We start from the raw sequence: 13,193 nt of genomic DNA on the forward strand, positions 1-13,193 counted from the left end.
AAACCAATCAAATGTTCGATATCGAAAGGTGGCAAGAAATCTTCGATACCCTAAGAAAGAATAAACTTCGTTCTTTCTTAACCGGGATATCCGTGGCCTCTGGCATTTTCATTTTAGTCATTTTATTAGGTTTTGGTCAAGGCATGCGTAATGGCATTGAGCAAGAGTTTAAGCAAGATGCTGCTACCAGTATTTGGGTTTGGCCAGGAACCACCAGCAAAGAGTTTAAAGGAATGAATCCTGGTAGGCGTATTCGTTTGAACAATGAAAATTACGCCAATTCAGTTGCGTTATTTCAAAACGATTTAGAATTTAATAGCCCTCGAATTTTTGTCAATGACGTTGCTGTAAACTACGGCAAAGAATCCCTAGTGTATGGAATTCAGGGAGTAAGTGCTAATTTTCAGTTCATAGAAAACGCCAAAATGGTAGAGGGCCGGTTTATAAATCCGCAAGACGAATCGGAAACCGCTAAGGTGGCGGTAATCGGCAGAAAGATTAGAACAGACGTATTTACAGAAGTACCTTCTCCTCTAGGAGAATATATTGAGCTTTCAGGCATCCCTTTTAAGATTATTGGCGTCTATAAAGAATATGAAGATAGGGAAGAGGAACGGATTTATATTCCTATTTCTGCTGCTCAGAAAGTGTTTAATGGTGGGGACATTGTAAATAATATGGCGTTTACCTTGCCGCCGCAAGAAGATTTTGAAACGGCAGTTAGTGAAGCGATAAGGTTTAAAGCAGGTTTAAAAACGTATCTACAACAAGTACATACCATAGCTCCAGACGATACCAGTGGTATTGATGTTTGGAGCGCGATGGAAGAAGCCAAACGTTATTATGGTTTAACCAATAACATTAAAATATTTTTCTGGTTTGTAGGCGTTTGCACCATCATAGCGGGTGTAGTAGGGGTGAGTAACATAATGCTTATTGTGGTTAAAGAAAGAACCAAAGAAATTGGCATACGTAAAGCACTTGGTGCAAAACCGTGGTCTATAGTTGGTATGATTTTACACGAGGCCATTTTTGTGACGGCAATCTCTGGTTTTGGAGGATTAATTTTTAGCATGGCTTTATTAGAAATAGTTGGCCCACATATAGAGATAGATTACGTTTTAAACCCTTCTGTAAATTTTAACGTAGCCTTTACTACAGTAATTGTTCTTGTATTGGCAGGAACTATTGCAGGCTTTTTTCCTGCGTGGAAAGCTGCCAAAGTACACACTATAGAAGCACTTAGAGACGAATAGCTATGTTGAACAGAGACCGTTGGAAAGAAATTTTAGAGGTTCTAACCAGTAATTGGTTTAGAACACTGCTTACCGCTTTTGGAGTGTTTTGGGGTATTTTTATTTTGATAGTGTTGCTAGCCGCTGGCAAAGGGTTAGAGAATGGTATTAGGAGTGATTTTGGAGATATTGCCACCAATACCATGTTTATGTGGACCAGAAGAACCACCAAGCCTTTTGAAGGTTTGCCAAAAGATAGAAGGTTTGAGTTTAAACGTAGCGATGTTCAAGCCATAAGGGACAATGTGCCTCATCTTCGTTTTATATCACCGCGTAATCAATTAGGTGGTTTTAATGGGGGTGGTAATAATGTGGTTCGTGGATTACAAGCCGGTGCTTATAATGTTTATGGCGATTATCCAGAGATTATAAATCAGGACCCAATGACTGTAACTTCAGGTAGATTTATTAATTATAACGACCTAGAAGAAAATAGAAAGGTGGCTGTAATTGGTCTTGGCGTTAAAAATGATTTGTACAGCAAGGACGAAGAGGTTTTAGGAACCTACATAAAAATTCAGGGCGTGAATTTTATGGTCGTTGGTACGTACAAGAAAAACTCTAGCAATGGAGGGGAAGAAGCACAAAAGGAAATTTTTGTTCCTTTTACCGCTTTTTCTCAGGCATTTAATATGGGCGAGACTGTTGGCTGGATGGCGATTACAGCAGAAGACGGTCATTCTATTTCCGTATTAAAGGAAGACATTATCAGCTTAATGAAGCAAAACCACAAAGTGCATCCAGAAGATAATAGGGCGGTTGGGTATTTTGATTTATACCAACAATATAACCGAGTAGAAAGTCTGTTTGCGGGCATCCGTTGGATAGCGATAATAGTTGGGACATTCGTTTTGCTTTCTGGTATAATTGGCGTGAGCAACATTATGTTAATTGTGGTTAAAGAAAGAACAAAAGAAATTGGTATTCGCCGTGCACTAGGAGAATCGCCTATATCTATAAAAAAGCAAATCTTAATGGAATCTATTTTCTTAACGCTCATTTCTGGGATGACGGGTATCATTTTTGGAGCGTTGGCAATTTACGGCATTAATACACTATTAGACAGCGTGGGCCCAGTAGATATGTTTTTAAATCCAAGTGTCAGCTTACAAGTGGTTACTGGTGCTTTAACGGTATTAGTCGTAGCAGGTTTATTGGCAGGATTTTTACCAGCTAACGCTGCTATAAAAGTAAGACCTATAGAGGCGCTAAGAACAGAATAAATAACAAAAGCAACAATCAAAAAGAAGAATAAAAATGAAAAAATCAGTAACTATAATCATACTAGCGGCCATAGTTTTAGGTTTTTCTGGCGCTATGTATTATTTGTATTCTAAGAATGCGGAAGACCCTGTGGTGTATCAAACAGAGGAGCCTACCAAGCAAACTATTGTCAAAAAAACGGTGGCAACGGGTAGTATTTTGCCCTTAGAAGAAGTGCTTATAAAACCCAATATTTCTGGGGTGATAGAAGAAGTATTTGTAGAAGGAGGTGATTATGTAAAAACGGGCGATTTGCTAGCAAAAATAAAAGTGGTTCCTAATTTAAGTGCAGTAAATGATGCTAGAGATGCAATAGACCGAGCAAAAATAGACTTGGATGACCAAAAAAGAAATTGGGAACGCCAACAGACCCTATTTGATAAAGGAGTTATTTCTAAAACAGATTTAGAACGGGCAGAGGTAAGCTACCATCAAGCTAAACAATCGTATAACGCCGCTACTAAAAGATATGATATTGTAAGAACAGGTACGGCAAGTGGTTATGGTAACCAAGCGAATACCTTAATAAGGTCTACCGTAAACGGAATGGTCTTAGATGTGCCGGTAGAGAAAGGAAACCAAGTGATAGAAAGTAATAATTTTAATGAAGGGACAACCATCGCTGCCATCGCAGATGTAGAAAAAATGATTTTTGAAGGGAAGGTAGATGAGTCAGAAGTTGGTAAAATAAAGGAGAACTTACCTTTAGAAATTACTGTTGGTGCCATAGAAGACCAGGTTTTTAATGCCGTCTTAGATTATATAGCTCCAAAAGGCGTGGAAGAAAATGGAGCGATACAGTTTGAAATTAAAGGGACCTTAACCAAACAAGACACCACATTTATTAGGGCAGGGTTAAGTGCAAATGCCTCTATTATTTTAGCTAAAGCAGATAGTGTGTTGGCGGTTAAGGAAGCGTTAGTGCAATTTGATCAAAAAACCAAGAAACCTTATGTAGAGGTAGCCACAGGCGCGCAGCAATTTGAGCGTAGAGATGTAGAATTAGGTATTAGTGATGGTATACATGTAGAGGTAAAATCTGGTATCCATAAGGGAGATAAGGTAAAGGTGTGGAACAACGTAGAAGATGATATGGGAGCAATGTAAGCTTTAACATAATTTTCACCTTTACCGTGTAACAAAAGATATAATCAGTAGTCAAATAGCATATAGCGAGCCAAATAGCAAATTAACCAATCATGATAGAAATCAAGGACCTTCATAAATCTTACCGTATGGGGAGCAATTCCCTTCACGTTTTAAAAGGAATTAATTTTAATGTTGAAGAGGGGGAGCTCGTTGCCATAATGGGTTCGTCGGGTTCTGGTAAATCCACACTATTGAATATTCTAGGGATGCTAGATGGTGCAGATAGTGGAGAATATCATTTAGATGGTGTGCCTATTAAAGATTTAAATGAAACCAAAGCAGCACAATACCGTAATAAATTCTTGGGCTTCATTTTTCAATCTTTTAACCTTATCAATTATAAAACTGCCGCAGAGAATGTAGCCTTGCCTTTATACTATCAAAAAGTTGCTCGTAAAGAAAGACAACAAAAATCTATTTCTTATTTAGAAAAAGTGGGATTAAAAAACTGGGCGCATCACTTGCCTAGTGAACTTTCTGGAGGGCAAAAACAGCGTGTGGCTATTGCCAGAGCGTTAGCAGCCGAACCCAAGGTGTTATTAGCAGATGAGCCAACGGGAGCTTTGGATAGTAAAACGTCTTATGAAGTGATGGATTTAATCCAAAAAATTAATGACGAAGGCAATACTATACTAGTAGTAACCCATGAGCCAGACATTGCAGAAATGTGCAAACGTGTAGTGCATTTAAAAGATGGTGTTATTGTAGAGGATAAAAAAGTAGAACAAGTTAGAGCCGCGCAGTATGTTTGATAGAGACGTTTGGCAAGAAATTTTTAATACCATTAAAAAGAATAAACTTCGTACTTTTTTAACAGGGTTTTCTGTGGGGTGGGCCATTTTTATTTTGGTGATGCTGTTAGCTTCGGTAAACGGTATGCAAAACGGTTTCTACACGCAATTTAATGATGATGCTAATAACTCAATTTTTGTGCGGTCTGGTACAACAACAAAAGCTTATGGCGGATTTGAAGCTGGAAGACGCATTCAATTTAAGAATGATGATTTAGAGTATATCAAACAAAGTTTTCCTAAAGATATAGAGTATTTAAGTGCAAGGTATTACACCAATGTTACGGCTAGATTCAAAAGTGAAACAGGTTCTTACAGTGTACAAGCAGTGCACCCAGACCATCAGATGATAGAGAAAACCTTAGTGATGTCTGGCCGATATATAAATGAAGCCGATTTTGTAAATAAAGCCAAGGTAGCGGTAATTGGTAGAAAGGTGGCAGAGGATTTGTTTGATAAGGAAGAACCATTAGGGCAATTTGTAGAATTTAATGGACTACCTTTTAGAGTTATTGGTGTGTTTACCGACGAAGGAGATGATAATGCAGAACGAAATATTTACGCTCCCGTAAGTACTTTTCAGCGTATTTATGGTAATACTAATGTCATTAACTCCATTGCACTTACCTACAATCCCAATTACGATATAACAGAAGCCTTAGAGTTTTCTGAACGATTAGAGATTTTATTGAAGCGAAGGTTTAAAATTGCTCCAGAAGACCAAGCGGCTCTTGGAGTTTGGAATTACGCCGAAGCCTTTGATAACGTAAGCAAGTTTACTGCGGTTTTAAGATTTATTGGGATTGGAGTTGGCGTTTTAATTTTAATTGCGGGTATCGTAGGTATTGGTAATATTATGGTATTTACCATAAAAGAACGTACTAAAGAAATAGGAATCCGTAAAGCATTGGGCGCAAGACCTAGTCAGATAGTGAATCTTGTAATTTTAGAATCCGTTTTTATCACTACTATTTCTGGTTTTGTAGGCTTATTGTTTGCATCACTTATTCTTGCATTAGTTGGGCCTAATATACAGTCGCCAGCATTTACCAACCCAAGTGTAAGCACAGGAACGGTGGTTACGGCTACTATCATCTTGATTATTGCTGGCGTATTAGCGGGTCTTTTGCCTGCTATGAAAGCAGCCAAAGTAAAACCAATTGTAGCATTAACAGATAAGTAATATGTGGTTGTTCGATAGAGATTTATGGTCAGAGATTTTCCATACCTTAGGAAAGAACATGTTTCGCACGTTCTTAACTATGTTGGGTGTCATCTTCGCAATGATAATTCTTATCTTATTACTAGGGTCTGCCAATGGTATGAGTAATGGTTTTGATAAGATTTTTGCTGGTACAGCTTCAAACAGTTTGTTTGTTTGGGGGCAATCTACCTCTGAGCCTTATAAAGGATTTGAGCGTGGTAGGCGAATACGATTTAAAATTGAAGATGCAGAGATTTTAAAGAAAAACATTCCAGCCATAGAAACCCTAGCACCTAGAATTGAATTAGGTAGTCATAGGGGTATAGTTACCGTATATAGAAATGGTAGAACAAGTGGCTCTGCTGTCTATGGAGATTATCCGCAGATAGATGAGATTACCAAAAAGAAATTGGTAGCGGGCCGTTTCTTAAATAACAATGATATCAAACAGTCCAAAAAAGTATGTGTCATAGGAGAAGAAACATACGAGCTACTTTTTGATAAAGGAGAAGAAGCTATCGGCCAGGAGCTGCGTATCAACGGAGTATTCTTTTCTATAGTTGGTATTTACAAACCTAATGATAACATCAATATAGATGGTGAGAATACTGTTTTTATTCCGTTTACCACGTTCCAAAAAGCGTTTGGTTCTGGGGATAGAATGGGTTGGATGGCCATATCTGTAGAACCCAATACCAAAGTTTCTTTTGTTGAAAGTCAGATAAAAACCTTGCTAAAAAACAAGTACGATATTTCTCCTGAAGATGAGCGTGCCATTGGTAGTTTTGATATGTCAGAAATATTTAACAACATAACTGCTTTTACAATGGTACTGCAAGGATTTTCATTTTTTGTGGGAATATTTACCTTACTAGCGGGGGTTATAGCAATTAGTAACATTTTGCTTATTACCATTAAAGAGCGTACTAAAGAAATTGGTGTCCGTAGGGCTATGGGAGCTACTCCTAAGATAGTAAAGAGACAAATACTTTTAGAAGCAATTGTATTAACAGCCTTTGCGGGCCTTATTGGCTTTTCTATTTCTATAGGTATTTTATCTGGTTTAGATGCCGCATTTGGCTCTGGAGAGGAGTTTCCGTTTGTAAATCCCATGATAAGCATACCTCAATTTTTAGTTTCATTTTTCCTACTGGTAGGTCTTAGTGTATTAATAGGTTTAATACCAGCAAATAGAGCGCTTAAAATAAGACCAATAGAGGCTTTAAGAGAAGAATAATCAAATAACAAAATAACTAATCAAATACAAATCATAGCACAATGAACAAATATTTAAAATACGGACTAATTGCAATTGGCGTTTTAGTCATTTTAGGTGCAATAACTGTTTTCTTAAAAAAGAACAGCAAGCCGTCGCAATTATTTAAAACGGAGACCGTAGAAAAGCAAGATATTGTTAATAAGGTCATTGTAACAGGTAAAGTAATACCAGAAGATGAAATAGAGATTAAACCACAGATTTCTGGTATTATAGAAAAAGTGTATTTGGAAGAAGGCGTGAAAGTAAAAGCAGGAGAACTTATTGCTGTAATTAAAGTGGTTCCAAATGAACAATCTGTAAATCAAGCAAGGGGTAGGGTTAACAATGCAAAAGTAGCATTAACCAATGCGCAAACAGATTTTAATAGAAACAAAGCACTTTTTGATAAAGGAGTGGTATCTGCCCAAGATTTTCAGAATATTCAGTTAGCTTTTGATCAAGCTAAATTGGAATTAGAAAATGCACAGAACGATTATCAAATTATATTAAGAGGTTCCGCTGGCGGCTCTTCTAGTGCAAACACCAATATCCGCGCAACGGTAGATGGTACTATTCTAGAAATTCCTGTAGAAGAAGGAGACCAAGTGATACAGAGTAACAATTTTAATGACGGTACTACTATTGCCACTATCGCAGATATGAACAAAATGATTTTTGAGGGCGAAGTGGACGAAGCTGAAGTAGGCAAATTACACGTTGGTATGCCCTTAGAAATTAGTTTGGGAGCCCTAGAATCTTCTAAGTTTACAGCCAAATTAAAGTTCATTGCACCCAAAGGAGTAGAAGAAGAAGGAGCCGTACAATTTAAAATTGAAGGCGATTTAGAAGTTAGTGATAGCACCCAAGTACGTGCAGGTTACAGTGCAAATGCCTCTATAGTTTTAGATCAAAAGAAAGATGTATTGGCAATTAAAGAAGCCTTACTTCAATTTGATAAAGAAACCGAAAAACCATACGTAGAAGTAGAAACTGGTGAAAACCAATACGAACGTAAAGAGATAGAAATTGGTGTGAGTGATGGTATTCATGTAGAAGTGGTTTCGGGTCTGGAAGAAGGTGATAAAGTGAAGGTTTGGAATAAGCTAGAAAAGAAATCTGACGATAAATAATAGGCATCAATCAACCTTTATAATCAAACAAAATCAAAAAACGAATGAAATTTAAAATAGCAATATTCACATTAATCAGCGCTATTAGTTTGTGCAATGCGCAGGTAAAAAAATGGACCTTAGAAGAATGCGTTACCTACGCAGTAGAGCATAACATAAGTGTTGCACAGTTTAATCTAGATTTGGAAAGTGTAAAATTAGACAAATCAGATGCGTTAGGTGCTTTTATACCAAGCTTAAACGGGCAAGCTTCTGTTTCTGGTAATACGGGTTTAATATTAGATCCAACCACTAATAATTTAGTTTCCGGTACTATTATGTCTTCTAGTATGAATTTGACCTCTTCAGTAACGTTGTTTGATGGGTTGAGAAACTTTAAAAACCTACAGCGAGCTAAATTAAATGCCATTGCGGGGCAATATCGTCTAGATGATTTGGTAGATGATATTAGACTTAATGTAGCTAATGCCTATTTGCAAATATTATCTAATAAAGAGGCCTTAAAAGTTGCCAAAGCACAATTAGCGGTCACAGAGCAAGATTTGAATAGGACTAAAGAGTTGGTAGACGCAGGCGTTGTGCCAAAAGGCGATTTGCTAGAATTGGAAGCTACCGTTGCCTCCCAACAACAACAAATAGTTAATAATGAAGGATTGGTATTGATATCTAAAATTAATTTGGCGCAATTTTTACAAATTACAGATTATGATAGCTTTGATATTGCAGACGATTCTTTTGAGGTGCCGCCAACGAGTATTTTAGATAATTCTGCTAAAACTATTTTTGATAAGGCATTAACCTTTAGGAATGACATACAACTTTCTCAGGCTAATGTGGATTTAGCAGCAAAGGATGTTGAGATTGCTAAAGGAGCTTATATGCCAACCCTAGGGGCTTTCTTTAACTACAATACAAGATATTCTGATCAAAATAGAAATCCATTCACAGGAGAAGATTTAAATTTTATTGATCAGTTGTGGTTGAATGATGGTATTTCTTACGGAGCACAATTAAACGTTCCCATATTTAATGGCTGGAGTACTAGAAATAACGTAACCAGAGCAAAAATTGCTTTAGATAGAACTAAGTTGCAGTACGAGGCTGATAAACTAGCTCTAGAAGCAACAATACAACAGAGTTATGTTGACGTTAAAACTTTTGGTAAAGCATATGAAGCCGCACAGAAAACATTAGAAGCTAGGCGTATAGCTTATGATTATGCTAAAGATAGATTTGAAGTAGGCTTAATGAATAGTTTTGACTTTAGCCAAGCACAGTCTCGTGTGGATGATGCAGAAGCTAACGTAATTAGAACCAAATATGATTACATATTTAGAATTAAAATACTAGAATTCTATTTTGGTTTACCAATACAATTGAACTAGGTATCTTTGTAGCCATTATGGCTAGGATACTAAATTTAGAAACAGCAACAACCAATTGTTCCGTAAGTATTGGGGTAAACGGAGAATTAGTTTCTTTGGTAGAAGAAAATACAGCTAATTATTCCCACGCAGAACAATTGCATCTTTTTATAAAAGAAGCCTTAAAAAAGGCTTCTTTGTCATTTTTAGATATAGATGCCATTGCGGTGAGTAAAGGGCCAGGTTCTTATACTGGTTTGCGTATTGGAGTGTCTGCAGCTAAGGGTTTAAGCTTTTCCTTGGATAAACCGCTTATTGCTGTGCCTACCTTAGAAAGTTTAGCTCATCAAATAGAAATTCCTACTGGGGATTTCATCGTACCTGTTTTAGACGCTAGGCGTATGGAAGTTTATTCCTGTGTTTTTGATGTAAATTATAAAGAGATACGCGCTACGGATGCAGAAATAATTACAGAAGAATCGTTTGCCGATTATGCAACTAAAGGAAATGTGCATTTGGTGGGTAATGGTGCAGAAAAATGCATGGAGCAGCTCGGTACTGATAAATTTAGCTATCACACAGAAAAAGTGCCATCTGCAGCACAAATGGCACACTTATCTTTTATTAAATACAAACAACAACAGTTTGAAGATGTTGCGTATTTTGAACCTTACTATCTTAAGGATTTTGTGTTACAAACCAAAAAGAAAAAAGCTTAATCTTCTATTTCCTGACTGTGAATGACACGTTGCGGAAAAGGTATCTCTATACCAGCCTCATCAAACTTAAGTTTAGATTGTTCTATAAGATTAAATTTGGCGCCCCAGAAATTTTCATTCTTAGCCCACCAGCGTAAAGAAAGATTTACAGAGCTATCTGCTAATTCTGCTACGTAAACCTCTGGTTTAGGTTCTTTAAGAATTCGTTCGTCATCCGCACAAAGTTCTAGTAAAATATCCTTTGCTTTTTTAATATTGGAACCATAGCCAATCCCAACCGTATAATTGTCCCTACGAATAGGTTCTGCGCTGTAGTTTACAATATTTCCGTTTGCCAATTGACCATTAGGTACAATTGCCAATTGATTACCAAAGGTATTGAGCTTAGTATTGAAAATAGAAATTTCTTTCACGGAACCATCTACGCCTTGTGCAGAAATCCAATCACCTATCTTAAAGGGTTTAAAAAGCAAGATGAGTACACCGCCAGCAAAATTGGAAAGTGAGCCTTGTAATGCCAAACCAATGGCCAAACCTGCTGCTCCAATTATAGCAATTAGGGAAGAAGTTTTTACTCCTAACTGAGTCACTACAAGTACAAATAGCAGAACTTTTAAGACAATGCTTATGAAGCTCTGCAAAAAGCTTTCTAAAGTAGGGTCGTAATCCTTTTTATCAAAGAATTTGCGCACCATTTTATTGATAAGGCGTACAAACCATAAGCCTACAACTAAAAGTAGTATTGCGAGTATTATATTCGGAACGAGTTTCCATACCCAATCTATAGCTTTAGATATGTGTTCCTCATAATTTTGAAATTGTTCTAACATAGCTTTCATTTTAGAGCACAACCTAACTAATAAGCATAAACATTTCAAATATTAACAATTAAAACTGGGTTAAAGTTTAGTCCCCTTTTAAAGTTGTTTTAACACTGCCGAAGCTGTGTTTACAGGTAATTTACAGCTTCCTTCTATACAAACATAGGCCATGGTTTCTCCTGGAACATATCTGTTTTCTAATAAGGGCAATTTGCTGTTTCCATTTGCAGCGCCAACTAAAATACTATTTGGGATGTAATGGCTGGCTAGTTCTGCTCCTATGCTTTTGTAATTTTCTCCTAGTAAGGCAATTTCATAAAAATTATGATTGTTGTACTGCACCAAATGAAGCCAATTCGCAAAGGTTTGAGCATCTGTCATAAAATTATCTTGTACTTGTGCTACCATGCGTTCTACAATTTCTCCATAAGGCTCATCCGGATAAATTTTGTGTAGTTTGATGAGGTTGTTAGCCATGATAGAATTAGAAGACGATATCACATTGTCATTTATTTCTATTGAGCGTCTTATCAATTTTTGGTCATTGTCTGATGTGTAAAAGAACAACCCACTCTTATCATCTATAAAATGAAGTAAAGTATAACCCATCAGTTTTTGAGCGTGCTTTAGCCATTTTTCATCAAAAGTAACCTCATACAATCCAATAAAACCTTCTATTACGGTAGCATAATCTTCTAAAAATGCATTGATGTTGCTTTTCCCAGCTTTATGATTTCTATACAAAGAACCATCATCATTCATCATTTCTGCGGTAATAAAATCCGCATTGGCCAGTGCTAATTTAAGATAGGATTCGTCTTGTAAATAGCGATAGGCATCGGTAAGACCTTTTAGCATTAAGCCGTTCCAAGAGGTAAGAATTTTATCGTCCAATCTTGGTTTTTCTCGCTTATCTCGCTCTTGTTTTAAAATAACAATACTTTCAGAAATAGTTTGATGTAAATCCTCCTGCGTAATACCCAACTCTTTTGCAACTTCATCATCTTTTTTATCCCGTATCAACACGTAATTTTCGTCTTCCCACAATCCATAAGAATTGATATTGTAGTATTGTTTAAATGTTTCAAATTTATCGCCCAATAATTGCTTTAATTCAGTTTCTGTCCACACATAAAATGCGCCTTCTTCTAATTCTCCGTCCTTATTATGGCTGTCTGCGTCTAAAGAAGAATAGAAACCACCATTAGAATCACTTAATTCACTCCTAACAAATGCTATAGACTTCTCTACAGTTTCTTTGTACAGCGGATTTTTAGTGACTGCGTAAGCTTTGCTGTAAAGGCTTATTAATTGTCCGTTGTCATAAAGCATTTTCTCAAAGTGGGGTACATGCCACTTAGTATCTACGGCATAGCGAGAAAAACCACCATCAATTGGGTCAAATATTCCCCCATAGGCCATTCTGGTTAATGTGGTATTTACATATTCTAAAATGCTGTCATTTTTTTGTTGCACACCATAATGCAATAAAAAATCTAAATTATTGGGCATCATAAATTTAGGAGCGCGTTTGTAGCCACCTAAAAAAGTGTCAAAATAGGTGCTCCATTTTTGTACGGCCAATTGTAGTTCATCGTCTTTAAAACTAACTTCGCTATTTTTACTTTCCACCAGATTAATAGCTTTAATCCCTTTTTCTAAATTGGTTGCAAACTCCTCTACTTTAGCAGGTTCATTTTTGTATAATTCTACTAGACTTTCCAAGGACTTGGTCCAATTTTCTTTTGGTAGGTAAGTAGCGCCCCAAAACGGACGGCCATCTGGCAGTGCAACGATATTCAATGGCCACCCACCATTACCCGTCATCATTTGTAGGGCATCCATGTATATCTGGTCTACATCTGGGCGTTCTTCACGGTCTATTTTTATATTAACAAAGTTCTGGTTCATGTAGGCTGCAATAGAATCGTTTTCAAAAACTTCATCTTCCATTACATGACACCAATGGCAAGCCGCATAGCCAATACTAATTAACAATGGTTTATTTTCTTTTTGAGCTCGTTCTAAAACCTCTGGTTTCCAAGCTTCCCAATTTACTGGATTATGAGCGTGTTGCAATAAATACGGACTAGTTTCTTCTATTAGAGCATTGGTGTATTTATGTTTCATAGCTTCTTGGTTGTTTTTGCACCCTATTAGCAAGATTATGGTTAGTAGTGCAAGCTGTAGTTTTTTCAT

The 13,193-nt window shown here is 36.8% G+C and carries 11 protein-coding genes; 9 read left to right on the forward strand and 2 right to left on the reverse strand.

Annotation, left to right across the window (positions count from 1 at the left end):
- Window positions 1-11 precede the first annotated feature (11 nt).
- The 9 genes from FBT53_RS01975 to tsaB all read left to right on the forward strand — a co-directional run bounded on the left by FBT53_RS01975 (window position 12) and on the right by tsaB (window position 10,173).
- Window positions 12-1,256 carry an ABC transporter permease gene (locus tag FBT53_RS01975; protein ID WP_136949491.1) on the forward strand — a complete coding sequence of 415 codons (1,245 nt, stop codon included), beginning with the start codon at window positions 12-14 and terminating at the stop codon, window positions 1,254-1,256.
- A 2-nt stretch (window positions 1,257-1,258) separates the two neighbouring features.
- Window positions 1,259-2,518: an ABC transporter permease gene (locus tag FBT53_RS01980; protein ID WP_136949492.1), complete on the forward strand. Its 1,260-nt coding sequence runs from the start codon at window positions 1,259-1,261 to the stop codon at window positions 2,516-2,518.
- 34 nt (window positions 2,519-2,552) lie between these two features.
- A complete protein-coding gene (locus tag FBT53_RS01985; RefSeq protein ID WP_136949493.1) occupies window positions 2,553-3,665 on the forward strand; it encodes an efflux RND transporter periplasmic adaptor subunit in 1,113 nt (370 codons plus the stop codon).
- Window positions 3,666-3,757: 92 nt separating this feature from the next.
- Window positions 3,758-4,459 (forward strand): ABC transporter ATP-binding protein, encoded by a 702-nt coding sequence (locus FBT53_RS01990; RefSeq protein ID WP_136949494.1) that lies wholly within the window; start codon window positions 3,758-3,760, stop codon window positions 4,457-4,459.
- Entirely contained in the window at window positions 4,452-5,681 is a 1,230-nt protein-coding gene (locus tag FBT53_RS01995; protein WP_136949495.1) for an ABC transporter permease, read from the forward strand. The genes FBT53_RS01990 and FBT53_RS01995 overlap by 8 nt, the downstream gene beginning before the upstream one ends.
- Before the next feature lies 1 nt (window position 5,682).
- Window positions 5,683-6,939, forward strand: coding sequence for an ABC transporter permease (locus FBT53_RS02000; RefSeq protein WP_136949496.1), 1,257 nt, complete (start codon window positions 5,683-5,685; stop codon window positions 6,937-6,939).
- A 41-nt stretch (window positions 6,940-6,980) separates the two neighbouring features.
- On the forward strand, window positions 6,981-8,090 hold the full coding sequence (locus FBT53_RS02005) for an efflux RND transporter periplasmic adaptor subunit (RefSeq protein WP_136949497.1): 1,110 nt from the start codon (window positions 6,981-6,983) through the stop codon (window positions 8,088-8,090).
- Between the two features lie 44 nt (window positions 8,091-8,134).
- Window positions 8,135-9,475, forward strand: coding sequence for a TolC family protein (locus tag FBT53_RS02010; protein ID WP_136949498.1), 1,341 nt, complete (start codon window positions 8,135-8,137; stop codon window positions 9,473-9,475).
- Between the two features lie 17 nt (window positions 9,476-9,492).
- Window positions 9,493-10,173, forward strand: coding sequence for a tRNA (adenosine(37)-N6)-threonylcarbamoyltransferase complex dimerization subunit type 1 TsaB (gene tsaB / locus FBT53_RS02015; protein WP_136949499.1), 681 nt, complete (start codon window positions 9,493-9,495; stop codon window positions 10,171-10,173).
- On the opposite strand, the gene FBT53_RS02020 is transcribed toward tsaB, so the two are convergent.
- Both FBT53_RS02020 and FBT53_RS02025 read right to left on the reverse strand, forming a co-directional pair.
- Window positions 10,170-11,003: a mechanosensitive ion channel family protein gene (locus tag FBT53_RS02020; protein WP_136949500.1), complete on the reverse strand. Its 834-nt coding sequence runs from the start codon at window positions 11,001-11,003 to the stop codon at window positions 10,170-10,172. The genes tsaB and FBT53_RS02020 overlap by 4 nt on opposite strands.
- Before the next feature lie 87 nt (window positions 11,004-11,090).
- Entirely contained in the window at window positions 11,091-13,193 is a 2,103-nt protein-coding gene (locus FBT53_RS02025) for a thioredoxin domain-containing protein (protein ID WP_136949501.1), read from the reverse strand.

Source organism: Flavobacterium sp. ASW18X (genome assembly GCF_005144745.1).
Taxonomy (GTDB): Bacteria; Bacteroidota; Bacteroidia; order Flavobacteriales; family Flavobacteriaceae; genus Croceivirga.

What these genes read in the sequence shown, in the direction of transcription:
- FBT53_RS01990 (WP_136949494.1), top strand. Translation starts at nt 3,758, where the DNA reads ATGATAGAAATCAAGGACCTTCATAAATCTTACCGTATGGGGAGCAAT.
- tsaB (WP_136949499.1), top strand. Translation starts at nt 9,493, where the DNA reads ATGGCTAGGATACTAAATTTAGAAACAGCAACAACCAATTGTTCCGTA.
- FBT53_RS01980 (WP_136949492.1), top strand. Translation starts at nt 1,259, where the DNA reads ATGTTGAACAGAGACCGTTGGAAAGAAATTTTAGAGGTTCTAACCAGT.
- FBT53_RS02000 (WP_136949496.1), top strand. Translation starts at nt 5,683, where the DNA reads ATGTGGTTGTTCGATAGAGATTTATGGTCAGAGATTTTCCATACCTTA.
- FBT53_RS02020 (WP_136949500.1), bottom strand. Translation starts at nt 11,003, where the DNA reads ATGTTAGAACAATTTCAAAATTATGAGGAACACATATCTAAAGCTATA.
- FBT53_RS02010 (WP_136949498.1), top strand. Translation starts at nt 8,135, where the DNA reads ATGAAATTTAAAATAGCAATATTCACATTAATCAGCGCTATTAGTTTG.
- FBT53_RS01995 (WP_136949495.1), top strand. Translation starts at nt 4,452, where the DNA reads ATGTTTGATAGAGACGTTTGGCAAGAAATTTTTAATACCATTAAAAAG.
- FBT53_RS01975 (WP_136949491.1), top strand. Translation starts at nt 12, where the DNA reads ATGTTCGATATCGAAAGGTGGCAAGAAATCTTCGATACCCTAAGAAAG.
- FBT53_RS02005 (WP_136949497.1), top strand. Translation starts at nt 6,981, where the DNA reads ATGAACAAATATTTAAAATACGGACTAATTGCAATTGGCGTTTTAGTC.
- FBT53_RS01985 (WP_136949493.1), top strand. Translation starts at nt 2,553, where the DNA reads ATGAAAAAATCAGTAACTATAATCATACTAGCGGCCATAGTTTTAGGT.
- FBT53_RS02025 (WP_136949501.1), bottom strand. Translation starts at nt 13,193, where the DNA reads ATGAAAAAACTACAGCTTGCACTACTAACCATAATCTTGCTAATAGGG.